Origin of the sequence: Tunturiibacter gelidiferens (assembly GCF_013410115.1) — a bacterium.
GTDB lineage: Bacteria > Acidobacteriota > Terriglobia > Terriglobales > Acidobacteriaceae > Edaphobacter > Edaphobacter gelidiferens.
This window is the reverse complement of the sequence record NZ_JACCCV010000001.1, coordinates 1,014,181-1,040,041: the sequence shown is the minus strand read 5'-3', so window position 1 is coordinate 1,040,041 and position 25,861 is coordinate 1,014,181. Positions and strand designations below refer to the sequence as shown.

Sequence of the window (25,861 nt, the reverse complement as noted above, 5' to 3'; positions counted from 1 at the left end):
AGTGATGGCGGATTGTGCCGGGAAGAGGAGCGGCATCATGAGACTAGCTCAATGATGCCGCCTGAGGTTGCTGCGGGTTAGAAGTTGATGTGAGCGGCGAGCTCAAGCTGGCGTTCGGTGTTGAGGCGAATGCTGTTGATGCTGCCGAAGCCGTTATTTGCACCGCTCGCGTTTGCGCCGGTGGTGAAGATGGTTGTCGATCCGGGAACGTTGACGCCGTCGCGGATGTTGGTGTCGGGATTGCCGAACTGCGGTGTGTTGAAGAGGTTATATGCCTGAGCGCGAAACTCGGCGTTGACTCGCTCGGTGATGTGGAATCCTTTGAAAAGACCCAGGTCCACGGTCTTGTAGCCGGGCCCAGCGAAGGCGTTGCGCTGCAGGGTTCCCGGACGAGTGAAGATGCCGGAGGAGTTGATGGGCGGAGTCGCGAAGACACCGGTGAAGAAGGTGCGGTTGTTGGAGTTGGTCGAGCCTCCGACCAGCTGGCGGGATACCTTGCTGAAGCTGATGAGGTCTGGCCGGTTGTCGATGGTTCCTGGGCTGCCGGTGGTGTTGAGGTCGATCGGCGTGCCGCTGTCGAGGGTGACGATAGTGTTGAGTTGCCAGCCGCCGACGACCTCGTCGAGCGCGTGGTTCATGTTTGAGCCGAACATCTTGCCCCGGCCGACGGGCAGCGAGTAGACGGCACTGGCGACGAAGACGTTACGCTGATCCTGGTCGGAGTTGCCGTAGTTGGCAGGCAGATCGACTCCCTGCTGGGTGATGAAGATGCGTCCGCTGGAACTTGCGCCTGCGCCTGAACTGAAGGCTCCACTCGAGTTGTCGCGGGTGTGAGACCAGGTATACGCGACGGTTGCAAGGAAGCTCGAGCCGACGTGGCGGTCAAGGTAGATCTGCAGGCCGTCATACTTTGAGGAACCGCCAGCCAGACCCTCGGTGATGGTGCCGCGGTTGGGGAAGAGGCCCTTCGTGGTGCCGTCGAGGACAGGCGAGTTGGCGTTGTACCAGGTCATCAGGTGATCGGATTTGTTGCCGACATACGCGATGTTGAGCGAGGTCGCGTGATCGAGCTGCTGCTGGACTTGCAGGTTGTATTGCGTCACCGAACCGTTCTGATTGTTCTTTGGCACGGCGATGACGGTAGCGTTCGACAGGTTGATGGAGTTGATCGCACCTGGTCCGAAGGCAGGTATGGGAAGAGCTGCGGTTGCGGTGGCTGCGTCGTTAGGAGTGGTTGGGCTTTGACCTGTGAAGGTGATGCGATAGCCGTTGGTCGCGGCGTACTGATTGACTCCATTGAAGCCGGGCTGGTTGGAGAGTTGGTTGCCGACGCCGCCACGGTCGAGGAAGTAGAAGATGCCGTAGCCGCCTCGGAGTGAGGTCTTACCGTTGCCATAGAGATCGTAGGCAAAGCCGATACGCGGTGCGAAGTTGTTCTTGTCTGTATTAATGAGCGAGCGTGAGTTCCCGTTGACGCCTGCAACCTGGAGGGATGCAGTGGCAAAGTCATAGTTCGCCTGGTTGTTGTTCTGCTCGTACGGGTAAGTATAGAGATCGTAGCGAATGCCGAGGTTGAGAGTAAGCCTGCGGGTCGCCTTCCAATCGTCCTGGACGAAGTAGCCGGTCTCGTAGTTGAAGGTTTTGAAGAAGGTGCTGGCTGCACCGATCTCATAGTCGGAGAAGCCAGCGAGGATCTCGGAGGTTTCATATCCGGTGAAGCGTCCGGTTCCGGGATAGTTCACTCCGCCCAGGACGAAGTAGCCTTTGGAGTCATTCCCCTGGAAGAAGTCAACCTCGCGGCGCAGGACGTTGGCGCCGGCTTTCATGGTGTGTTTGCCGCGGGTGTAGGTGACGCTGTCGAGATACTGGAAGGTTTTCTCGGGGACGGAGTAGGGACCGCCGTCACCGGTGTACTCGATCTGCGTGTTGCTGCCGCCGATAAGAGCGCCGCCTCCCAGAAGGGGGTTACGGTTTGCATTGACGATGCCGAGATTGGCGGAGATGGGTGTGCCCTGGTCTGGGTTGATGTAGGCGAACTCGGGACGGATGTAGCCGAAGCGAAATTCGTTGACGAGATTAGAGGTAAAGATGTGGGTGTACCCGGCCGCTCCACCGCGTGGGTGGTTTACGTTGGCGCCGGAGGCAAAACCTGCCGGAAGGTTGGTGAAGAGGCTGTTGACGTTGAGGTTGTCCTGGCCGTAGCTGTAACGGACGAAGATCGAATCCTTCTGGGAGACGTGATAGTCGAGGCGCACGTCGAAGTCGTTGAAGTTCTGGATCGCTTTACGGACTGCGAAGTAGTTATTCAGGATGCCGCCGCGGGTGGGTGCGTCGAACGCGTTGAGGTACTTTAGACCGGCGGAGTTGATGCGATTTTGCGGGATGATATTTCCGGCGAAGGGCTGGCACGTTGTCGGATCGTAGATGGCTCCGACCACAAGCGTCGCGTTTGCGGCTGGTGCGGGGCAACCGGTTGCCGAAGAGAAGGCCCCGGGATTGCTGGTGACGTTTTGACCGAGCAACTCGGAGAAGTTGCCCTGACGCATAAGTGCTGTGGGGACGGTGTAGAAGCCGGTGTCCTTTGGCTGTTTCTGACGGAGTGCCTGGTAGTCGCCGAAGAGGAAGATCTTGTCTTTCCAGAGGGGTCCCCCTGCGGCAACGCCGAACTGTTTGCGCTGAAAGGCTGGCGCTGGATTGCCGGGATTGAAGTAAAGGGGGTTGGCGTCGAAGATCTGATCGCGGAAGTATCCGAAGGCCGAGCCATGGATGCTGTTGGTTCCGGATTTGACGGAGTTCTGAAGGATGGCACCGCCGGCGCGACCGAACTCTGCGGGGGCAACGGATGTGGTGACCCGGAACTCCTGGATGGCTTCGGGCGGGGTAAAGAAGACGATGGAATTTACGAGAGACTCGTTGTTGTCGACTCCATCCAGGATGAAGTTGTTGGATTGTTGACGAAGTCCATTGACGGAGAGAGCGCCACCGCCGGAGTCCGAATAGCGGAAAGTTTCGACGTTACCGTTGCGCCCGCTGGCGTCAGAGTTGAAGGCTCCACGGGTGACGCCGGGGATCAGATTGGCGAGACTGGTAAAGTTGCGGCCGTTGAGAGGGAGATCGGTGACCTGCTTGCCCTCAATGACAGCTCCGGTGGATGAGGTAGAGACGTCGACGACTGGAGCGGCATCGGTTACCTCAACGGTTTCGTTGGAGGAGCCGATGGTCATTTTGAACTCGATGGTCTGGACCTGGGAGACCTGTAGAGCGAAGGACTGATTGACGCTCTGAAATCCGCTGTGGCTGGCTTCAACGCGGTAGTTGCCACGGGGGACGGCGGAGAAGGTGAAATTTCCGTCGTTCCCAGCGATTACGGAAAGCGTAATGCCAGTGTCAGTATTAATGAGTTTGAGCGTGGTACCCGGGATGACGGCACCAGAGGGGTCGGTAACAATACCGGTGACTCGACCTGTGTCTGTCTGGGCCCGCAGCCCGAGGACTGGGAAGAGCAGCAGACAGAGGAGCAGTAATAATTTGCCGGCGAGTGTCTGCCGATGTCGGTTGAGATCAGTGTGCATGGTGAGGCCTCCAGAGGTGCAACCTGAATGGTGTAATCGCGGTGCAATTCAGGGTCGCGGGAAAACGATGGCAATTTATTTGGGTTCCTCGCCATCGCCCGGACACCCATTTTCGATAAATCTTTGATCACCTAGTAAGTGATTGATTCGTCTAAGCATTCTTGAGGGTCATCAACAGGCAGTTGATCCGATGAGGTGGTTTTCAGCGTGATAAAGTTTGACTACAAGGAACTTGGTTATGCTCTCTCATCCTGAAGTCGCCTCCAGATTCGGATTTGGAGTTTATGAGGCTGATCTTCAGACCGGCGAACTTTGGAAGGCGGGTCGAAAGATCAAGCTTCAAAGTCAGCCTTTCAAGGTGCTGGCCGTACTGCTAGAGAAAGCCGGCGACGTGGTCACCCGAGAGGAGTTGCAGGTTCGGGTCTGGGGCAAGAACATAGTCGTCGACTTTGATCACTCGATTGGCACTGCGATTAATAAGATTCGGGATGCTCTAGGGGACACAGCAGATAATCCGCGATTTGTGGAAACGCTGGCAAAGCGCGGTTACCGGTTCATCGCGCCTGTTACGGTGCTGAGTGGAACTTCAGCGATCAAGTCGACTGAGTCGATAAACCTTGATCTCACCTCGGAGTCTGGCTCGGCCCCGGTCGTGTTGGAAGGGCAGCCGGGGACTGCTCCTCAAATTGAGGTCTCCTCCCTTCCGAACGAACTTGATCTAATGCATCGGCGTCGCAAGGTGTTCGGGTTCTGGCTATGGATCCCGGTGGGAGTCCTGGCGGGTTTGGCTGGGTTTTATTATGGCTCTCGAAGCTCGGGACCTCTACCGCGTATCGAGCGCCTGACGCGGACCGGACGGATTGCGCCGGGCGTGCAGGCCATGGAGAGCCTTCCGGCCTCGGCGACGGATGGGCTACGCATCTATATACCAGTGATTTCAGGAGGCAGATCCGTTCTGGCGCAGGTAGATGTGCGCACTGGGGCGGTCGAGAACCTTCCGCTGCCGAGCGAGATCTCTTCCGCCACGCTTGGAGACCTGTCCCCCGATGGGTCCACGCTGCTGTTGCGAAATCATTTATCTCCGGAGTCGGAGCAGTCCCTATGGACGGTACCGGTTGGTGGAGGCAGTGCGCTGCGGGTGGCCAATGTTGTGGCTCACGATGCGACATGGATGCCTGACGGCAAGAGCATTCTCTACGCCACTGGCAACCAGTTGTTGATCAACAGACCGCAAGATGGCTCCTCTTCCGTGTTCGCCAAATTGCCTGAACGCGCATTCTGGTTGCGCTGGTCGCCTGACGGGAAAGTTCTGAGATTCACTCTCCTTGACCCGATAAAACACACGTTGGGTCTTTGGGAGGCGTCGAGCGATGGTAAGTCGATTCGTCCGATTCTTGGTAATTGGACCAAGCCTTCGTCGGAGTGCTGTGGAATCTGGACCGGCGATGGGAAGTACTTTGTCTTTCAATCGGACCGTGGAGGAAGCAGCGATCTTTGGCGGCTTGAGGGAGAGAGTATCGGCGAACCGAAACGAGTGACGAATGGGCCGTTGAGCTTTGTTGGGCCAGTGACCTCGCGGAACGGGCATCGGATCTTCTTCCTGGGGCTCGAAACCGAGTCCCTTCTTCAGCGTTACGACGCTGGCCGACACGAATTTGTAGCAATGCCGGGATTCCTCGCGGAGGCAAACAGGATTGAGTATTCGCGCGATCGACAGTGGGTCATCTGGACTGATGCATCGGGAAAGCTATGGCGGGCGAAGGCGGATGGGTCGGAGTTGATCCAGATAACACCGGATTCGTTACAGGTATTTCTCGCTCATTGGTCGCCCGATGGAAAAAGGATCGCAGTTATGGCAAAGGAGTCGGGTAAAGCATGGCAGATCTATTTGGTGCCTGCGGATGGCGGGGCACCCGAGAAACTTCTGCGAGAGAGCCGTAATGCAGCGGACCCATCCTGGTCTGCGGATGGGCAGCAGATCGCCTTTGGGCGCGTGACCGATATTATGGGGAAAGAGGATGGGCCACGAGCCATTCAGATCTTCGATCTGCGCACTCACGCGTTGTCGACGGTCCCTGGATCCGAGGGGTGGTTCAGTCCGCGATGGTCGCCGGACGGACGTTATATTGCCGCAGTCTCGCTTGACCAACGTAAGCTCTCGCTTTTTGATACTGTACTGCACACCTGGCGGACGATCGCGGAGACTACGGTCGCGGATCCCGTCTGGTCGTCGGATAGTAAGGCGATCTTCTTTCACGCATCGTCGGCCGAGATGCAGCCGATCTACCGTGCGTCGATTCCAGATGGTCGACTGGAGCAGATTGCGAATCTATCAAACTTCAACGGGGGAGATACGGAAGACTATTTTTTCTGCGGCCTGACGCTGGAGAGCGTACCGATCGTGCGATCACGAACTCGGACGGGTAATCTTTATACGCTTGATCTTGATGGCCCCTAGGATTCGCGAATACTCCGTCATCGAATAGGTCGCAGCATCGAGTGGGATTCGGCAACATAGGTTGGGGACTAGAAGCGATCTCCAATTGGTTTGCACTTCAGGGTTTGTGGCTGCCCCAGCATTTGGAATTTGTTCTCGTTATCGCCATCGACACATACGCCCATCAAGAACTACGCTACACACCATTTTTGACACAACGAAATCCGAGATGGTTTGTGCCGGTGCTGACTTCGCCCTTGCCTCGTGTCCCGACCATATAGCGCGAGCAGTATTGATCCGTGCAAAGATAGGAACCACCTCGATGAACCTTCTTGGGTTCGTTGGGTTCGGCTGGATCGAAAGAGGCATCGGGGCCCTGCGGATTGCGCGCGACCTTACCGGATGCAGCTAATTGACGATAGTAATCCGGGCGATACCAGTCGCTGGTCCACTGCCAGACGTTTCCAGCCATGTCATATAAGCCGTATCCGTTCGGAGCGAAGCTGGCTACGGGGGCGAGGCCGACATGGCCATCCTCTCCGGTGTCCGAGTTGGGAAAGTGTCCCTGGTAGGTGTTTGCCATCCACTTCCCTTTGGGACGAAACTCATCGCCCCAGACAAAGGGCTTACCTGCAAGTCCGCCGCGAGCGGCAAACTCCCATTCCGCCTCTGTGGGTAGTCGCTGTCCGGCCCATTTTGCATAGGCTTCCGCATCCTCGTAGGCCACTTGGACTACAGGATAGTTGTCCTTACCATTAATGTTGCTCTTCGGACCAGTCGGATGCCGCCAGTTAGCTCCGTGTACAAAACTCCACCACTGGAAGTGATCGTTCAACGGCACGGAATGATCGGGCGGGGTGAAGACCACCGATCCTGCAATTAGATTTTCTGGAGGAGCTCCGGGAAAGTCCTCTGCTCGAGGCTTGCGTTCTGCCACGGTCACGTAACCGGTGGCATGAACAAATTTTGCGAACTGGGCGTTAGTGACGTCGGTCTTGTCGATGTAGAAGCCGTCCACATAGACCTGGTGGATGGGCCGTGAATCGCGCGTGGCCTGCATGCCTACCTCATCCCCATCAGGTGCATCTGCCGCACCCATCGAAAACTCACCTCCTGGAATCCAAGCCATGCCTACGGGCGCGATATGAGGAGCGGGTGTTCCGTTGGCGACCGACGGCTGGAACCGCGTAAGCGGTAGGGGTACTGGTTGTCCAACCGGTGTACTCGCCTGTGCCTGCGATGGCGCTGACTTGTTGCACGCCGTCAGAAGCAGTGAGAGCGAGAGAGCCAGACTCAAGTTCAGCGCGTTGAAAGATCTTCGCTTAATCACCTGTGCACTCCATGCTCCTTCGATTCGGTGGTGGGAGATTTCGAACCTTCAACGCTTGCAACAACGCCGGGGTTCCCGCTGGTGTCAAGGAGCAGGCATCGCAAGTTTACTGAATCTTGAGAGGATCTGTTGGATATATCGCTATCGGCACTCGCAATCTCTATCGCGGGACGGCAGTACCTATTGAGGCATCAGGAAAACTTGCCTTCAAAACACAACCTTGCAGAGCAAGCTTACAACCAGGGTCGCTTTTGCTCTCTATACTGCAGGTATTGCTGACAATGGACTTACACCTGCAAACAAAAAAAGCGATGAAAACGTTGCGTTTCGATCACCTCCTACTAACCGGAGGCAACTTCGATTAATCGGCAGAGTACATCGGCTGGTCGCCTTGGATATTCCGGCTTGGTGCGCGTTCCTCTAAATCTGTGGAAGCAGATCACTATCTGCACTTCTGTGTCTAATAAACACTGCGCCTCAATGTCTGCTATCTACACTTTGTAAAGATTTTAGCGTCAAACAGTTGCCTTAACTCGGTTTTAGGTAGACAGTAAGTGCATTCCCTCCAGCGAGTTTCAGAATTCTCAAGGGAATCACCACCCTGACGAAACTGGCCGTGATTGGGAGATTATTGCTGTGGACATTCGTCTCATAGGCCATAGGGCCGATTTCCAGGATAGGCCCAACTAATCCAGACTTACATGAATGTTAACCGAGTAGTTCGTGTCCGGGCCCCTAGAGATTTACTTAGAGAGAGGTCACATGTCGAGGCGAGCTCTTAGTATGGCGGCAGAAAGATTGAACGATTCGCCAGCTCAGGCGGGTGTAGATGACCAACTCCGGTTTGAGACGTTGATGACGGAGCTTTCGGCGAAGTTCGTGAGCGTGACATCTGCGTCAATCGATCATGAGATTGTCGAGGCTCAAAAGGACATTGTGCGTGCTCTGGGGCTTGACCGCAGCACTTTGGTGCAATTACGTGATGACGAACGTTTCGTCGCCACTCACAGCTGGCAACTCCCGGGCCTACAGCCGTTTCCTGGCTTCGCCGTCAAAGATCTACCTTGGATGGCGAGCGCAATCCTTCGGGGCGATGTGGTTTGCTTTTCGCGAATCGACGACTTACCCGAGGAAGCAGTTTCGGAGAGGCAGGTTGCACGCAAGTTCGGGCCTCGCTCCAACCTAACCTTTCCACTGAAGGTCGGCGGCAGAGTGATCGGCGCGATGGCCTTTGGCACAGTGCGTCATCAACGGGAGTGGCCCGATGTCGTCGTGAACCGGCTGCGGGTTTTTGTCGAGATAATAGGCAGCGCTCTTGCGCGCACGCGCGCAGAGGACGAAATCCAGAGAGCGCTCGAGGAAGTGAAGCGCTTACGTGACCAACTTCAACGAGAAAATATGTATCTGCAACAAGAGATAAAGACGGTTCGGGGCTGCAGAGGCCTCGTCGGCGAAAGTTACGCTCTTCGACGCGTGTTGGAGCAGGTTGAACAGGTAGCACATACCAATTCCAGTGTGCTGCTAGTGGGCGAAACTGGCACCGGAAAGGAACTTATTGCGAACGCTCTCCATGAACTCAGCCCTCGCAGAGACCGCCCGATGGTACGGCTAAATTGCGCGGCAATCCCAGCAACCCTTATTGAAAGTGAACTATTCGGTCGAGAGAAAGGAGCGTATACGGGCGCACTTTCGCGACAGGCAGGACGTTTCGAAGTAGCACATCGTTCAACATTGTTCCTGGATGAGGTTGGCGAATTGCCTCTCGAAGTGCAGGTAAAGTTACTCCGCGCACTTCAGGAAAAGCAGGTTGAACGACTTGGGAGCTCGAAGAGCATCTCTTTCGATGTGCGAATCATTGCAGCAACCAATCGGGACTTGGATAAAGAGGTTCGCGAAAGGCGATTTAGAGATGATCTGTACTACCGACTCAACGTCTTTCCCATTCGGATGCCAGCTCTACGAGAACGCCCAGAAGATATTCCGCTGCTAGTTCAGTCATTTGTACATGAATTTGCAAAATCATTTTGCAAACCTATTGAATCCGTCGACCAAGGTAGCCTACGCGCACTGCAACTGTATCCCTGGCCCGGCAACATTCGCGAATTGCGAAATACTGTCGAACGGGCAATGATCCTCGCGAATGGTTCGAGACTTTTCATCAGCCCCCCGAGCGATTCATCGAACAATTCAGCTCCCAGTTTGCTTCTCAGCGACGCTGAGCGCGGCCATCTGTGCAACGTGCTCGCGATGACGGGATGGCGAGTTCGTGGAAAAGATGGTGCCGCTGAGCTTCTTGGGGTCAAACCGACGACACTGGATTCCATGTTAGTAAGGCATGGGATCGCCCATGGGGGCGAGCAGCCCAAGTCGCTTAATCCGCTTAGCGATCGACCCTTAGGGAGTGGCTCTAATTCGTTGGCGTCCATCTCGAACGGCTGAAGAGCGGACGCATGACACAGCGGCGTCGATGGCTGCTCCGCTTGGATATCGATAGACATAGGAATTAGTCTCGGTACTCAGACCTCTTTGAGGTTCGGCGCTGCGGTGCCAGATCGCGTCTTCGCATCGCACTTAACCATTGCTAACAGTAATACCGATACTGGCAGAAGCGTTGAACACCTTCTTTCATGAAACTTTTTTCAGCATTTCGCCTGAACCGATCGGGTATTCATAGAGATTCACCTAGACCGGGCGTACAGAAAGGTGGTGATTTCGTTTACTGCTCTACGATAGTCCAACTGGAGTCGGGATCGAACTCGCTCATGGCGCTCGCGGTCTCCGTTGTCGTCTTTCCCAGATCCTTTTGAAGGAGCACGCCATCCTGGTTGATGATGAAGGTCATCACTCCCGAGTTGCCGTAGGTCGCAGGATAGGCAACGAATGCGAACCCACCAGTCATCTTCCCATTGACCACATACTCCTTTGCTCCGCCCGGTGCCTTATCGGTTTGTCCCTTCAGCATCCGGAAGTAGTATCCGTGAAACGCAGTGTGTCCCTCGGGATTCGCGCTGTACCCGTCTGAGGCTGCGGCAGCCGCGAGAGGACCGAGCGGGCTCGCGGGCTGTCCATCCGCGGATTTCCAGTACAGGCCGTTCTGCTTGTCCGGATCGCTGAGGAACTTCGCCGCGTACTCCTTCGCCTTTTCGCCGTCGTGAGGATGATAGAAGTACTCTGCTTCCGCATCTGCTGCCGCTTCACAGACGTCGATGATCGCCAATTCATTCCTGCCGATGCGGCGGTTCAGCACCTCTTCCTTGCCTGCCGCGGTATCGAAGAACCACTTCCCGTCGGTATTCGTCTTTAGCGGAATTGGGAAAGGAAAGTTGTCCGCTCCCACCAAGAGGATTTGCGAATTATCTGGCATCTTGCGCCAGCGGTGCATCTGCACATATCCGGCTACAAACAGGTCGAGGGTGTGCTTATCCTGCACAGCGTCTCCAGAGTTGATCAACTCTCTGGAGTCCGGGCCGAAGATTGTCGTCAGTACGTTTTGATCTCCGGACTTCGCTGCAGTCAACAGAGCGTTGCCGGCGTCGTCCGGCGAAGCAAACACACTCAATGAAGACGCACTCGTCGAAGGCTTCTCAGATTCTTTGCACGCGACCAAAGGCAGTAGGACGGCCAGAAAAAGAAGCTGTAGTGTGAACAAAAGTTTGTGGCGTGTGAGCGACATTTCATCCTCCAGGATTAGTTTCGTTTCGGCCCGCGTTGTTGATGTCATCTTCGACCTCCCCAGCCGCCACCACCGCCGCGGCTAGCTGAGCCGCGAGCGCTCTCCTGTCGGGATTGCCATCCGCTACTGCCTCCTCCAAAGGCAGACGATCCGCCGCTCTTTTGCTGTTCTCCATAGCCCTTAGAAGCAGCGGAGTTAGCTCCTGAGTAGCTCGAACTGTTATGGGGGGTGCCTTGTGTCTGATTCCAGCCGCTTCCCGTGTTCTTATAGACGTTCCCGTTCGCCGTCGCGTACTTATTGCCATTTGCGGCTTGTCCCGCAGCCGCATTGTTACCATATGCGCCCGACGCGGCGACACCTTTGCCGCCTGCGGAGGTCTGTACCGATCCCACCGAGCCATTCGCAGTGGTTTGGTGTTGCGTGTAGGCAGTATTGCCGTTCTTGGAAACAACTGAGCTGCCATAGCTCCCATAGGCGTTCGAGGCTTGATGGGTGGCGGCGTATGCTCCCGTGTTCGGGTTGTATGCCTGGCCAACCTTCTGCGTGCCGTAGGCTGTGGTGGTAGACGCACCTCGAGCATACGTGCCAGTCGAAGGATTGTACGCAGTACCCGCTCTTGCGACTCCGTTTGGCCCATAAGCGGTCGCGCTGGAGCCATAGTACCCGCCATGCCATGCGCTGTTTCCGTAGTAGCCACTGCTGTGATAGACAACCGTTCCACCGTGCCAGTTACAGTTCCAGTAGCTGTAACCCCAGCTGTTGTTAATCGCTGCGCCAACTGCGATACCAATTCCGAACGCAAGGACCGCAGTAGTCACCACCGCTGCGGTACTGTATCCCGGTGTCACATATGGTGTCCCGTAGACCACAGTGGGGTTATACGTCGGCAGGTAGACCACTTGCGGATTGGTGGGCTGAATGACGATCACTTGAGGCGCTTGTTGTACCACGGTAATCTGTGACCCCGATTTCAAATTTCCGGCAGCCTTTGCTTTGGCTCGCAGAACTTGAACAGCAGACATGATGTCAGCGGGCTGTGTATGGTAGGCCTCTCCTAACGACGAGGTCCAGCTGAGGTTCTTCGCAAGATTGTCGAGCACCGATGGGAACTGCGTGAGTGCCTTCACGCTGGGATCCCACGGCTGTGCATCGACCGCTTTTGCCAGAGCTGAGCCGACGAGGTTCTTATTTTGCTGAACCCATAAAGCTGCGGCAGCGATCTGGTCCGGAAATGTGGCGGCCCCCATGATCTGGGCAACCAGGGCGTCCGGATACAGTGCGATGGGCGCAACTAACTGTTGCAGTTCGTCCGCAGAGAGAGGCGCGCCCTGTCCCGAATACCCCGCCGGTGCCGGCTGCTGGCCTGCAGCTTCGCGCGGTATCACCGGGAAGATAAGCAGAAGAGAGAGTGTCATTGCCAGAAGCTGTTTGAAGAAAGCTTTGATCATTTTGTTCTCCGTCCGAGAAAAGCGTCGCGCCTTCTCTTGATTCGCCAATGGATCAGCGTTGATGTGCAGCTAGAACTTCTTCATGGTGACTGGAGGACCGCTAACGCGCTTTGCGAAGATGTCGACATTGACCTCGACACGATCGGCGATTTTGATGAATGGAATTCCGCTGTTCATCCCAAACTCCTTGCGGTCGAAGGCCATCGTTCCCTTGATATCACCAGAGCCTGTCCCGACGCCGCTGACGGTCAGGCTTAAGGTTTCGGGCTTGGAGACACCGCGTATGGTGAAGGTCCCTGGTACGTCAAACGTCGTTGGACCGGTCTGAACAATCTTCGTTGACTTGAACGTGATCAAAGGATTTTGGTCGACGTCGAAGAAGTCTTTGCTTTTGAGCTTGTCGTCCTTCATGCCGCTTCCGCTATCCACGGTTGCGGCCTGAATCTCGATATCCAAGGACCCCGACGTGACATCGGTCGATGTAAAAGTGAGGGACGCATTCCATTTTTTGAAGTCGCCTGCTAGAGCGACCGAAGACTTCACATAGAACTTGACTGTGCTCTGTTGCGGCGTGACTTTGAAAACCGGGACTTGTGCCAGACTAAGCGGAGCGAGCGAGGCGGCGAAGATGCCGAGGAGTGCCAGATATTTTGTCTTCATAGCTGAACTTCCTTTCAGGTGACATGCGGGTGTAAGTTTTCGTCGCGGGATGCGCAGCAGAGTGTGACAATTATGCGCTCGATTGAGCATCAACTGTCATCAGGATTTTGCAAGAAACCAACCATCTATTGCGCTCCCTCGCCGGATGAAGAGCCATTGACTTTCTCGACTCGGGATTTGAAAAATAGTGCATAGAGCTTTTGCTCTCCCAGCACGCGTCGGAGTTCTCTGAAAGCGAATAGAGGTAAGAACGCACAGAAGACGACGATGCTTCGTGCGATGAGCTCTTCTGAGTGGATGTTGTGCCAGACAGTTCCGAAAGGTTTGCCTTGAATGATGCGTCGAATGAATTCCTCAAGAAAGTGGAAGGCGAGAACCAGCAGACTGTAGACAATCGCCTTATAGAGGGCACCCTGATAAAGCGGTCTAGATTCGGCTCCCCTGCCGAGTCTTGCCATCTCTCCGATGAGAATGACTTTGCCGATGACCAGAGCATTGACCAGGGCAAAGGTGTAGTTCATGGAGCTATCGCTAACGTCATAGTTCCTCAGCACGAGCATGGTGTACGTTACGAGCGCACAGAAGAAAAAGGCAAGATAAAAGGCTATCCACGCGAAGTCGACAAGCTCGTGCTTGGCCTTCTGCTTGAGTCCGGGTTTTGTAGCCGGATGCTCTGTACTCAACTGATTCCTCCTGGTCATAATTGGCTGCGGACGAGCCTTCCATAAGTTCCGTGGCCCCGTTGAAACGTTCAGAAAACTCGTCCTATGCGAAAGTAGAACCTTGCATGACCGTAGTCGCCGACCGAACCGGCGACCAAGACGGGCCCAAATATTGTGTTTACCAGTACCCCAGCGGCAACATCCATCGGCAGATTCGGAGGACTAGGTCCGTTGGGAAGCTTGTAGGTCTTTCCTAATTCCAACACTCCGAGGAAGTCGACTGTGCTGCCTAGCAGCGGTGGCAATTTGATCAACTCGCGAATATAGCCAATCTGCCCCAGAAAATATTGATTCGTAAGCAGCTCATTGGTGCTCCAGGCCACGAGACGTTGCGACCCACCCAGAGAGAACGCCGGCACTCCTGTCTTATAGCCATAACTGCTGCCGCCATTCAAGGTGACAAATATCGAGGAAGGTGCGCTCAATCGGAAGAAGTCCTGGGCCTGGATCTCGGTAACCGGGAAGGGCCCCGGTGCCGCGGGATTGACCGTATACCCTTTCGTATAGGCCAGAAGACTGACGCCTGAGCGCGGAATAACAGGTTGATCCAGCGTTGTTAGCTGGTATTGAATCCTGACATCTCCAGTCGCTCCGGAGGTTGTAGGTAGCGTTAGAATTTTGCCGATCTCCGGAGAGATCTGTTGAAAGCCCCCTTCGTATCCCAGTCGGAATTCACCTGTACGTCCAAAGGCATAGCCGGTGTCTATACCGCCGAGAACCTCCCGCAGACGGTAGCTTGCCTGTAAGGTGTTGCCGGAGTAGACATTCAGTTGCTGGCTGTTCGCTCCCACTCTGGGCGCTATAAACCAATTGCTAGCTGGGGTAAAAGGATGGTAGTACTCACTTTGCAGCAAGTACTGAGACCCTACAATGACATCGTTGCGCAGCTCGGACCGATAGCTCCCAAAGTCAAGAAAGGTAACTCTGGCTCCAATGCTGAACAGCACGTTGTTGTAGTCTGAGCCGTCAATCAAGATGAGTGGCCGGACGATGGGCGGCGCGTATGCCTTTTGCTCGGTTTGAATCTGCAGTCCCTGTTGACCATCCTTCTCAACCATCGAATAGGTGGAGGTGGTGAAGCGTCCCTCTCCCACGATCGACATCATGTCCTGGTCGAGTTTTCTTGAGTCGATTGGCGTCCCCACCAGCCCGGACAGCTGCTTCTCCATACCTTTCTCCATATCGAGAGAGGATGTGCCGGTGACCTGAATAAAGGTCGGGATGGGTACACTCTTACGCCGCGCGTTTCGATTTGCAATATATTGTTCCCACTCCGCCTGGCTTACCGAATACGCCGCTAGAACCGAAGCCTTGGCTGCAGCTGCGTCGTATCCTGCTTTGATGATGGCATCGGCTTTGTCGTAATCGAGAGCAGTGTATTTCTGGAGCGGAACGGTTACGAGTAGATCGGCTTGCTCCATCGAACGAAGTTCATTGGCCGCAATCATGACAGAGATGGACTGACCCAACACCCCGTAGCTCGGCAGAGTTGCTTTCGGACTGAGAGGTTCTGTCTCCAAATGGATCCCGAGGATGACATCAGCACCCATCTCCTTGGCGACGTCTATCGGGATGTTGTTGAGCAAGCCGCCATCGGCATAAAGATGATCTCCAGATCGGACGGGTGAGAAGATTCCCGGTAGCGACATCGTCGCCCTCATCGCCAGCGACAACGGGCCGTCGCGGAAGACATGCGGTTTACCAGAGACTAAGTCCGTTGCAACGCAGGCGAACGGAATTGGCAGATCATTAAAGCTTGCGAGTTCTGAATAAGGGAGAGCTACTCGGTCGAGAATCAGATCGACCTCCTGACCGGTGTTGAAGCCCGCAGGAAATTGCAAGCCCTTACGCAAACCAAACTCAAGGGAACCCGGCACTTCATGAGCATCTTGTTTGCGACGGAAAGCTAGATCACTAAATGGAGTTGCCCCACTTAGTACCTGATCCCAATCGATCCCGTTGATGAGTTCTCTGACTTCAGCCGGGGAGCGCCCGGTTGCATAGATTCCGCCAACCAGGCCGCCCATGCTGGTTCCGGCTACATAGCTGACGGGAATGCGGTGCTCTTCCATCCAGGTAATGACGCCGATGTGAGCAAGTCCTAGAGCACCACCCCCTTCAAGGACCAAGCCGAGCTTGGGACGCATTGTCTTATCCTGCTTAGGAAGCTCTTGAGAACAGCAGCAACTACTCGCCGCCAGAGCGCTGAGCAGGAGCAATGATCTCTTGGCTAGGGTGTGCATGGCTACCTTTCTGAAACACCTGGTGCGTTATGTTGTGCCGTGTTCAACCTATGGGCTGATAAGTAGAGTTCTGAATCATTACTCCCAACTTCTTGCTAACTCCGTTCACCTGATTGGTTGAAACGTGGTTGGTGCCATCGGGCAATTTGGCAAATTGGACAGCAATGGTCACGGCGTCGCTCGGATCAGTGAGATAACTGGCCACCTGTACCGCCCGAATCGCCTTCTGCTGCCGGTCGAAGACGAGCGTCAGAGAGTCACCGGGCTTGAGGTAGTTCTTGACGCTCAGGATTATCGTTCCGTCAGCGCCATTGGGTTGCATCGAGATGTCACCTCGCTGATAGGCCTGATCGAGCGCCTGCAGATCAAGCTGCGAATATTGCTTTCCGAGAGCGGCGATTTGCTGCCCATACACCTGAAACTCTTCAGTCTTCTTTGCAACGACACGTTGCTTAAACCGTCCCCCGCTGGGCTGAGGCGCCGCCTGTGGATTCAACTCGATCTTTTGCTGCTGCCCGTCCGGACCTATGCGCACCTGAAACTGCTGTGTCTTCTTGACTTCACCTTTTAGGCTGATCGTCTGCTGTTCCATCCAGCTATAACGCGCAAGTGCTAGCTTGTTCGCAGCGGAAGACTGCTTGATCTCGGCCAGCTTTTCTTGCATCTCAGGTTTCTGAGCGAGGACCTGAGAAATCGAACAGAATAGGGTGATTGTGGCTACCGCCGCCAACTGCGCGTTCCTGAGGATTTGGTGGTTTGACTTGTGCATAGTAAGCTCCTCGTTGACCTATCCTGCGATTGACCTTTGTGGAGCGACAAGGGCGCGCGCCTACCACCCGCTCTGCGAGACAGAACGGCTCCGAACGACGCCGTACAGATCCAGACAGTTGCCGCCTGGACACCTGACTATTGCTAATTCTCAGCTTGTTTCCGAGGAGTGGGAACTATCAAAAATGCTATAGACCCAAGGCTAAGAGCTATCTCTCGGCACTGATTAGCTCTTTGGCCACTGTTTGAACATCTTCGTCACGGCCTTCTGAACCAACTGCTGGTTCTTATTGCCATTGTTGTTTAGGGTGTTTTGCGCAATTCCCCGCCAGAGCAGACTTTTACCTTTAGCGTCGTATAGATCTACGATCAACGTCCCTATGACATTTTGCTGTGGTGTGATGGTGCCCATGCCACCTCCAAATCCGCGCATGCCCATCGCGGTATAGCTGGTCTGTTCCTTCATGCCGCCGTTGGCAGTGACGACGAGGTCAGGGTTCTGAGACTCTTCTACTTTTTGAAGACCCTTGCCTTGCAATGCGGCGTCGATATCCTGTACCGCTACTTGCGCCAATATTGAATTTTGGACTTTGTTGGCGTTCTCCGAAGCCCAGGCATACGTGTGAAACTGCGAGAAACTCTGGTTCTGGTTGTAGTTGACTGAGACGGTTTGTCCGACGGCAACCATCGAAGCCGAACACAGTATCATCGTGCATAATGCGAATTTAGTTTTCATCATCTTCTTCCTCTCACATCTTCAGAAATTCATCATCTTCGCCGACGACCGAAAATTCTACTTGCCGGCACCCGAGGCTCCATTTTGGACCGCTTCAAGGAATTGGGTCACCGTGAGCCCACCGCTCTTTTGACTGGGTGGATATTCCTTGAACGTCTCGAGGAACTGGGACACAATCACCGTTGCTGGCACCATCGTCCACAGCTTGTCGCCCCACCATTTCCCGTAATTCATCGACTCATCCTGGTAACGTTCCCACGGGTCTTGCCGCAAATTAGTTACGATAGGAGCCTGGGTGCTCTGTGCCTCTCCGGTGAAAAGATTGCCCTTGATCGTTTTGAAACTAACTTTCCACTGGTCGTAGCGCATCGCCATCAGGTCTGCAGTGTTGCTGAAGTAGAAGAATTCGTGACGCGGTCCTGTGGTGACTTCTCCCTTGAAGTAGGGTATGAAGTTGTAGCCATCAAGATGAGTCTTGAAGGTCTTGTCGCCAACCTTCACACCTTTCAGGAGCTTATCTTTCATGTCTGGATCTCCGGCAGCAGCAACCAGCGTCGGTAGCCAGTCTTCCATCGACATGATGTCGTTGACGATCGTATTGGGCTTGATGACGCCGGGCCATTTCACCAGCATGGGCACGCGGAATCCACCCTCGTAGGTGACGCCCTTCTCCCCCCGGAAAGGCTGATTGCCGCCATCGGGCCAGGTAAAGATTTCGGGGCCGTTGTCACTCGTGAACAACACAATCGTGTTATCGGCGATGCCGAGGTCGTCAATCTTCTTGAGTAGTTCGCCTACTTCCCAGTCCAGCTCCATCATCCCATCCGCGTAAAGGCCAAAGCCGCTCTTGTCCTGCCATTTCGGAGAGAGGTGCGTCCAGACGTGCATACGCGTGGAGTTATGCCAGAGAAAGAAAGGTTTTCCAGCTTTTACGGAGCGCTCCATGAAGTCCGTCGAATGCTTGACGAGTACAGGTTCGATATCCTCCATGTTCGTTGTTGCTTTCGGGTCCATATTTGGATGCGGCGGCAATGGACCTTCATCTACGATCTTCTGCTTTCCCACCGTTCCCCAGCGCGGGTCCGTGGTCGAATCGGCCACACTGGTGGCCGTGGAAGAGATAACGTTCCGCGGGCCAAAACGTTCCTTGAAATTGGCCATCTTTGGATAGTCGTACGCGTACGGCTCCTCCATCGCGTTCAAGTGATAGAGGATTCCATAGAATTCATCGAAACCATGCACGGTAGGCAAGTATTCGTTGCGGTCGCCAAGGTGGTTTTTGCCGATCTGTGCCGTCGCGTAGCCTTCGGGTTTGAGTAGCTCCGCGATTGTTGGGTCTTTGTCCTGCAGGCCCTGCTTCGCGCCGGGCAAACCTACCATCAACAAGCCGGTCCGAAACGGCGTCTGGCCGGTAATGAACGCGGCGCGCCCGGCCGTGCATGATTGCTGCGCATAGTAGTCGGTGAACAGTGCCCCTTCTTTGGCGATTCGGTCAATATTGGGCGTGCTGCCGCCCATCATGCCACGATGGTACGCGCTGATATTCCAGATCCCAACGTCGTCTGTCATGATGACGACGATGTTTGGTTTTTTTGTTTGTGCGGGCTGCGCTTGCGATACCCGTGTCACATAAATTAGCAACATCAGAAAGGCTAAAAGTGCCGGCGTCAACTTTTTGTAGTGCGCTTTGAAACTCATTTTGTCCTCTTCTATGGCTTGCTCAATTCAAAAGTGTTGGCCGTTGAACTTGGTCTGAACTTGCAGTGGATGTGTGGTACGCATCACCTTTCGGAATAACGTATCGCCTCGATGTATTTCATGCCGAAAAGGTCGATCACTGAATGGATCTCAAGTATCGGCGCTACAGGAGAGGTCTCCATGAGCATCAGGAGGTCCGTAAAGCAGCTCGAACGAATGTGCGATTTCAACTCCGGTTCACTTGACCAATCCTGTTCAAAGCAGATCGCGTCCGGATTACCAGCTTCCTGGTAAATGCGCCCTTCAATAAATCCGCGGTCCATTCGGGCCGCAATCCTGATAGACCGAAGCGCCTCGATCGCTTCGAGCGAACGGTTGGGTCGAGCCATCATTCTCAAGCTGATTTGGAACATGCCGCTAGCAGAAGCAATCTGTAGACCAACCAGAATCAAATTGTTTTCGAAAGCTTAGTCGTTCCAAGATATGGGTTTATCGAAGTGTCGGCCTGGCGTGACAATCTGCCTTACGACGCCTTTGCTCCGACCTGTCGGAGGAGACTCCGAAGAGTCGGAGGCTGGGATTAAGCCCGATCGCGGCAGCAGCCGCAGGTAAGGGACCTTGCCGACCATATCTCCGTGAGGGTTTTTCTCAGGGATTTGAATATTAAGTCGTCGACTCCCTTCGGTTACCAAATTGGCTCGATTGCGCCGTTGGCAGCGGGTATGGTGGGTATGGCGGCACGATTCGGAGCGAGCTCGACGTGTAGATCTCCTGGGCGATCTATCGAGCCGCCTCGTCCTGGGCAGCTTTTAATTTCTGGCAAGATGTGACAGGGTTTGGGGATTATCTTGGGTTTCCTGTTCTCTGAAGAGTGATTTTCATCCGTGGGCCGACTCTCCTCTGCGTGGCTAGTTGGAGATAAAGATGGCTATCGCCGACAAGAGCCAGGACGGTGCGTTTACAATTTTTGAACTACGAGGGACACACTTTCATGCGTTCAAAGCTTTGCCACCCCTTCAAATCTTCGCTCCTAACGGTGCTGGCCCTGAGTGCGGCTTTTGCGATCTCGTCCATCCCAGTCCCCGCCCAAGCCCCGCATTCACTAGACGCTGCCGAACAACAGAAGGTGGATAGGTTGGTGAAGCAGATGACGCTTCAGCAAAAGCTGGACTACATCGGAGGAACAGGCTTTGGTGTGCGGGCCGTTCCGTCGCTTGGGATTCCTGCTCTCGATATGTCAGATGGTCCATACGGAACGAGGTCAAACTCAGGGTTTCCCTCGACGACCTACGGAGCCGGGATTAACATGGCGGCTTCGTGGGATCCTGCACTGGCGGCACGGGTGGGCGCGGGAATAGGTCGCGACGCCCGGGCACGTGGAGTCCACTTCATGCTTGGGCCTGGGGTTAATATCTACCGGTCGCCACGAAACGGACGTAACTTCGAGTACTTCGGCGAGGATCCGTTCCTTTCGGGGCAGATTGCAGTTGGCTACATTATCGGAATGCAGGAGCAGGGCGTCAGTGCCACGGTCAAGCATTATCTGGGCAACAATAGTGAGTTTCTGCGGCACGACTCAGACTCCGAGATCGACGAGCGAACACTGCGCGAGATCTATCTGCCTGCCTTCGAGGCAGCGGTAAAGCAGGGGCATGTGAGCTCGGTGATGGACTCTTACAATCTGATCAACGGACAACATGCGACCCAGAACGGTTACTTCAATATCGACATCCTGCGCAACGAGTGGGGCTTCAAGGGTGTGCTGATGTCGGACTGGGATGCGACCTACGATGCGATCGGCGCGGCGAACGGTGGGCTCGATATTGAGGAGCCGGGCGGGAAGTTCATGAACAACGGGAACCTTGGGCCGGCTATTCAGGGCGGCAAGGTGCCCGAGGCGACGATCGACGAGAAGGTGCGTCATATTCTAGAGACGGCTGCTTCTTATGGCTGGCTGAATCGTGATCAGCACGACACGTCGATCTCTTTCGTTGATGCAAAGAACAGGGAAGTTGCCCTCGATTCAGCTCGCGAGGGGACGGTGTTGCTGAAGAACGTGGGTAACTTGTTGCCGCTCGATAAGTCGGCGGTTAAGACGATTCTGGTAGTCGGACCAGACGCCTATCCGGGCGTTCCGGTGGGCGGAGGAAGCGCCGGCGTAGTTCCGTTCCATATGGTGAGCGCGCTTGAGGGCATCTCCAACGAGGTGGGCGCAGCGACGACCGTGCTGTATGACAGGGGCGTTCCGACATTGTCGCATCTGGCGTCGGCGACGGAGTTTACTACGGATGCCAAGAACGGTAAGGCCGGGTTGACGCTTGAGAGCTTCAATAACCTGGACCTCTCCGGAGTTCCGGCTTCAAAGACAGTCACGCGCCATGCGGTCCTCGAAGGACTCACCATCAAGGATGTCATCGCAAATGTGGATGCGGTGATAGAAATGCTGTTCAACTCGCCCCCAGCTGAAGTTTCTCACCGACTCACCGGCTTTTATAACGCCGCGACATCCACCAAATACATCTTCGCATTGGAGGACTCCGGGGAGGGCTCAGGCAATCGGGTGTATGTCGACGACAAGCTCGTGATCGACAACTGGAAGATTGTGCGTGCGTTTCAGCCGCACCTGACGCTCGAGCTTGCGGCGGGGCCTCACAAGATAGTCGTCGAAGAGTGGCAAAAGACTCCCATCGGAGGCCACGTGGTGCTGGGAATCGTACCTGAAGACAAGGTGGTCAATTCACAGGCTGTGCAGCTTGCCGCGAAAGCCGATGTTGTATTGGTGGAAGCTGGCTTTGAGGAAGAGAGCGAAGGCGAGGGTGGCGACAGAACGTTCTCGTTGCCGTATGGGCAGACTGAACTGATCCGCGAGATGGTTGCGGCGAATCCGAAGGTTGTCGTCGCGATTACATCGGGTGGGAACGTGGATTCGACGCAATGGATCGATCGCGTGCCCGCAGTATTGGAGACATGGTACGCGGGGCAGCAGGCTGGACAGGCATTGGCGGAGATTTTGTTCGGCGATGTTAACCCGTCGGGACATCTGCCCGCCACCTTCGAGCGCAAAGCGGAGGACAATCCAACCTTCGCTAGTTACTATCCTGAGGGCGACTCAAAGCGGGTCGACTACAAAGAAGGCATCTTCGTTGGATACCGTGGGTACGAGAAGAATAAGGTCAAGCCGCTGTTTCCGTTTGGATACGGTCTCTCCTACACTACCTTCAAGTTTGCGAATCTGAAGGTCGATCAGAACGACAGTGGCGGCGAGGTGAAAGGCGTTGCCAGCTTCGATGTGACGAACACGGGTAGTCGCAAAGGTGCTGAAGTTGCGCAGCTCTATGTAACAGAGGACCACCCGAAGGTGCCGCGCCCGGAGCATGAATTGAAGGGGTTTCTGCGGGTAGAGCTGTCGCCGGGCGAGACGAAACATGTAGAGATTCCGTTGGAGGCAAGATCGTTTTCCTACTATGACGTCGCGGCCAAGCGATGGGCGATCGGCTCTAATCGATTCACGATCTCCGTTGGCGATTCGGTTGAATCGCTGCCGTTGAAGACGGGGGTTACCTTGAAGTCCAGCGGGAATTGACGGATCACCAAACCGATGGACAGGCCCGGGCCGCCAAATTTTGATTGGCGGCCTGGGTATTTTTTTGGCGCGTGAGTTCGTGGTGTTTTCTTGGGGATTTTGCGAAAAGTGGGTGTTTTGACGTGGTGTTTTGGTGGTGTAGTTGTGGTGTTTTGCGTGGCTGGCGTGGTGTTTTAGCAGTCAGTTTTTTGGCTGAGAAAAATGTGGCAGAGTTTTGGGATTTATTTTTTGGGTTCCCGTTTCGGGAATGTGAGGGACGGCGGGTCCATGCCCTCCTTGAGGCCACGAGTTATTAGGGAGCGGGTGGACCTGATGCGGTGGCGGCGAAGTGTTGATCAGTCGCGCATACCCGTTCAGGCGGACTGCGTCCCACCCTTCGCAAGAGACGCGAAGGATGGGCACCCAGCTTCATTTTTTGAGTCATAGAGCGCGATGCAATTGCGCCGTTACAGCTTCTTTTTGAGGTCGTAGGCCATGTTCTTATGGGCTGCGACGGCGGTCTTGCCTTTGATGACTGCGGTTCTGAACTTTACATCTTTGGTGTCCTTGGCTTCGGTGGTGAAGGCACTCAGGGCTTTCGAGTGATCCGTCACCATCTGGTCCATGTACTCCTTGTCGAAGTCATTGCCGGAGAGACCGTTGAGTTTATCCAGTTCTTTCTGGTGGTCGGGGTCGGGGCCGGTTGGAGCTGCGAGGCCCCAGGAGTCTGCGAAGGGCTTCATGCTTTCGGTCATCTGCGTGTGTTCTTTGACCATCTTGTCGGCAAACGCCTTCACTGCGGGATTGGTGGCTTTCTGTTCTGCCAACTGGCTGAGGGCTATCTCGTTCTGGTCGGATTGCGCTGCCGTCGCGAGAAACTTCTTGTCGTCGTCCGTCACTGCTTTTGCTTTGGCTGGTAGGAGTGTGGCGGCGATGCCGAGCATCGCGCAGCACATCCATTGCGTAGATTTTTTCATTGACTCTCCGAGTTGCGGCTTGGCCGCGAAGTTTCGTTCAGGGCGTGAGAGGCAGTTTTTTCGTTTCGCGTTGTATTACGAAGACATGGTTAGGCGTAGCAGTTTTCGTAGGGCGCAAAAAACTCTTTTTAGATACTTCTTCGGCGTGGAAGATGGTGCGGATGATGATCGATTGCGGGGAAGAAAAACGTTCGCTCGTGGCGCGAAGGCCCACTCATGCGATGGCCGCATGAATAGAGCACCCGAGGCACTGGTTTCATTTGATGTAGGGGCCACCGCGGTGGTTCGTACGGCGGCGCTTTCATGGGGCGGTGGCTAGTGGCCCAACTGCCTGCTGGCTAGCTCTGTTCCTTCTACTCTGGCTCGGATTTTTTGAAATGCAGTGTCTCGGGCGGTCGAGGTGTCGTCAGCGAATGGTGCAAAGCCACAGTCGTCGGTGGTTCCAAGTTGCTCGATGGGTAGGAAGGATGCTGCTTCGAGGATGCGGTCGCGGACCTGGGCTGCAGTTTCGATGGCTGGATTGATTGGGTCGATGACGCCTATGAAGACAAGATGCTGAGGCCCTGCCAAGTCGCCTACGAGCCTTAGGATGCGCGGTTTGTCCGGTTCGCTGGCCATCTGAAGATAGAAACGGCCGACATTGAGCTTGAATAGATCTGGTAGCAGTCCGGCGTAGTCAACGTCTGCGCTGTGGGTCGAATCGTGGTCTCCGCCGGGACAGACATGCACACCGATTTTCTGACGTTCGTCAGCAGTGAAGCGTTGCAAGACCTGATTGTTCAGGTCGACGAAGCTGCGCAGAAGGTTGCCGGAGGGATCGAGCTTGAGGGAGAGCCGGCCCTCGGTGAAGTCGATCTGTACGGATGCTGCCCCTGCGGAGAGAGCCCCGCGAATATCAGCTTCGGCCTCGTCGATTAGATCCGCGAGGAAGGACTCTCGGGAGTAGCCGGGAATCTCTGCTGACGGATAGAGGAGGCTGAGCGCAGAGGCGGAGATAACAGCCTGCTTGATTGGGCGATTGGTATAGGTGCGCGCGGCCTTGAGAAAATTTTTGGCATGAGTGCCGTAACGAAAGGGGCCGGAGGTAAGTCGAGGCAGCTGGCGTTGGTGGCCATCGGCGAACGGGATGATGACTCCATCGGACGCGAGATTTGAGAGACCGATGAGAGGGTAAGTGGCGAAGCTGGGCTTGGTTTGTTCGCCATCGGTCAGGACCGGCGACCCGGTCTGCTCGAGGCGATCGATGGTGTCTCGAAGTGCCTCATCGTAGGCGCTGTCCAGAGAGTCACGGGTGATTTTGTCGGCATGATGCAACGTTAGCGCTTCGATCAGTTGAGGAGGACGAGGGATGCTGCCAATTGGTTCGGTCGGAATCATCGGATGATGGTACTCGTGGAGTGAGGGTTAAGACTCTCCACCAAAAGATTGATTTCGATTCGGAAGCGGTGTTCGCGCGTGAAGCGAATGCCCACTCGTGCGATGGGAGTCTATGAATGGGTACCAGAGGTATTTGTTCGATTTGGTGCAGGTTCGATGTACTAACTGAAGGTGGAATCCTTATGACTCAAAGGAGTTGACTTCGTGATCTACGGGCGCTAGTGGGACGCATAAGTCATTCTCAGAGAGTTTTTCCACCAGTTCAATCGGCAGGGGATCTTCGCCGACCAGCCAGCAGATCCGGCGCCCTCCAAATGCTCTGCCGGGTTTAGGCTCAGAGATGAGGCGCATACCGCTTTCTTCCAGCTGCACTATAGTCTGTTCGAGATTGTCGGCAGTGAAGCAGAGATGATTCAGACCGCCACGCTTCGAGGCGCTGACAAGCTTGCTTTCGGGACTATCCGGAGATACGAACTCAAGAAATGTCTGGTCGCCTGCGAGCTTTAGAAATTGCACAAAGGCAGTTTGAAGAGGGTCGTGGATGACTGGGGTCGACAGTTCGTATCCGTAACGATCGACGTAGGTCTTAGCGATTGAATCTATAGTTTTGACTACATAACCTACGTGATGAAGATGTAGCGCCGAACCTGGGAGCATC

At 55.0% G+C, this 25,861-nt stretch carries 17 protein-coding genes; 3 read left to right on the top strand and 14 right to left on the bottom strand.

The window, feature by feature from the left end; translation table 11 throughout:
• Positions 1–77: 77 nt before the first annotated feature.
• A complete protein-coding gene (locus HDF12_RS04525) occupies positions 78–3,572 on the bottom strand; it encodes a TonB-dependent receptor (protein WP_179581414.1) in 3,495 nt (1,164 codons plus the stop codon).
• Positions 3,573–3,810: 238 nt separating this feature from the next.
• On the opposite strand from HDF12_RS04525, the gene HDF12_RS04520 reads away from it, so the two are divergent.
• Entirely contained in the window at positions 3,811–6,030 is a 2,220-nt protein-coding gene (locus HDF12_RS04520) for a winged helix-turn-helix domain-containing protein (protein WP_179581413.1), read from the top strand.
• Between the two features lie 175 nt (positions 6,031–6,205).
• Here the strand turns inward: HDF12_RS04520 and HDF12_RS04515 are convergent, their stop codons facing one another.
• Positions 6,206–7,339, bottom strand: coding sequence for a formylglycine-generating enzyme family protein (locus tag HDF12_RS04515; protein WP_373563841.1), 1,134 nt, complete (start codon positions 7,337–7,339; stop codon positions 6,206–6,208).
• A gap of 783 nt (positions 7,340–8,122) precedes the next feature.
• Here HDF12_RS04515 and HDF12_RS04510 point away from each other — a divergent pair.
• Positions 8,123–9,778: a sigma 54-interacting transcriptional regulator gene (locus tag HDF12_RS04510; RefSeq protein ID WP_179581412.1), complete on the top strand. Its 1,656-nt coding sequence runs from the start codon at positions 8,123–8,125 to the stop codon at positions 9,776–9,778.
• Between the two features lie 277 nt (positions 9,779–10,055).
• Here the strand turns inward: HDF12_RS04510 and HDF12_RS04505 are convergent, their stop codons facing one another.
• The 9 genes from HDF12_RS04505 to HDF12_RS04465 form a co-directional block, all read right to left on the bottom strand.
• Positions 10,056–11,012 carry a DUF2950 domain-containing protein gene (locus HDF12_RS04505; protein WP_179581411.1) on the bottom strand — a complete coding sequence of 319 codons (957 nt, stop codon included), beginning with the start codon at positions 11,010–11,012 and terminating at the stop codon, positions 10,056–10,058.
• A gap of 44 nt (positions 11,013–11,056) precedes the next feature.
• Entirely contained in the window at positions 11,057–12,460 is a 1,404-nt protein-coding gene (locus HDF12_RS04500; protein WP_179581410.1) for a DUF3300 domain-containing protein, read from the bottom strand.
• Positions 12,461–12,529: 69 nt separating this feature from the next.
• Entirely contained in the window at positions 12,530–13,120 is a 591-nt protein-coding gene (locus HDF12_RS04495) for a YceI family protein (RefSeq protein WP_179581409.1), read from the bottom strand.
• A gap of 125 nt (positions 13,121–13,245) precedes the next feature.
• Positions 13,246–13,803 (bottom strand): hypothetical protein, encoded by a 558-nt coding sequence (locus HDF12_RS04490; protein WP_179581408.1) that lies wholly within the window; start codon positions 13,801–13,803, stop codon positions 13,246–13,248.
• 68 nt (positions 13,804–13,871) lie between these two features.
• Positions 13,872–15,989 (bottom strand): patatin-like phospholipase family protein, encoded by a 2,118-nt coding sequence (locus HDF12_RS04485; RefSeq protein ID WP_257025346.1) that lies wholly within the window; start codon positions 15,987–15,989, stop codon positions 13,872–13,874.
• A gap of 139 nt (positions 15,990–16,128) precedes the next feature.
• The gene (locus HDF12_RS04480) at positions 16,129–16,749 is read right to left on the bottom strand and encodes a hypothetical protein (RefSeq protein WP_246373617.1); all 621 of its coding nucleotides are present in this window, start codon (positions 16,747–16,749) and stop codon (positions 16,129–16,131) included.
• A 330-nt stretch (positions 16,750–17,079) separates the two neighbouring features.
• Positions 17,080–17,592, bottom strand: a complete 513-nt coding sequence (locus HDF12_RS04475; protein WP_179581405.1) for a DUF4136 domain-containing protein — start codon at positions 17,590–17,592, stop codon at positions 17,080–17,082.
• A 54-nt stretch (positions 17,593–17,646) separates the two neighbouring features.
• Positions 17,647–19,287 (bottom strand): arylsulfatase, encoded by a 1,641-nt coding sequence (locus tag HDF12_RS04470; protein WP_218892296.1) that lies wholly within the window; start codon positions 19,285–19,287, stop codon positions 17,647–17,649.
• Between the two features lie 83 nt (positions 19,288–19,370).
• Positions 19,371–19,739, bottom strand: coding sequence for a hypothetical protein (locus tag HDF12_RS04465; protein WP_179581404.1), 369 nt, complete (start codon positions 19,737–19,739; stop codon positions 19,371–19,373).
• 539 nt (positions 19,740–20,278) lie between these two features.
• On the opposite strand from HDF12_RS04465, the gene HDF12_RS04460 reads away from it, so the two are divergent.
• Positions 20,279–22,870 (top strand): beta-glucosidase, encoded by a 2,592-nt coding sequence (locus tag HDF12_RS04460; RefSeq protein ID WP_179581403.1) that lies wholly within the window; start codon positions 20,279–20,281, stop codon positions 22,868–22,870.
• A gap of 446 nt (positions 22,871–23,316) precedes the next feature.
• Here the strand turns inward: HDF12_RS04460 and HDF12_RS04455 are convergent, their stop codons facing one another.
• From HDF12_RS04455 to HDF12_RS04445, 3 genes are all read right to left on the bottom strand, one after another.
• Positions 23,317–23,826, bottom strand: coding sequence for a DUF4142 domain-containing protein (locus tag HDF12_RS04455; protein ID WP_179581402.1), 510 nt, complete (start codon positions 23,824–23,826; stop codon positions 23,317–23,319).
• Between the two features lie 315 nt (positions 23,827–24,141).
• Positions 24,142–25,203, bottom strand: coding sequence for a cobalamin-independent methionine synthase II family protein (locus HDF12_RS04450; RefSeq protein ID WP_179581401.1), 1,062 nt, complete (start codon positions 25,201–25,203; stop codon positions 24,142–24,144).
• 180 nt (positions 25,204–25,383) lie between these two features.
• A complete protein-coding gene (locus HDF12_RS04445) occupies positions 25,384–25,860 on the bottom strand; it encodes a VOC family protein (protein WP_179581400.1) in 477 nt (158 codons plus the stop codon).
• Position 25,861: the final 1 nt, after the last annotated feature.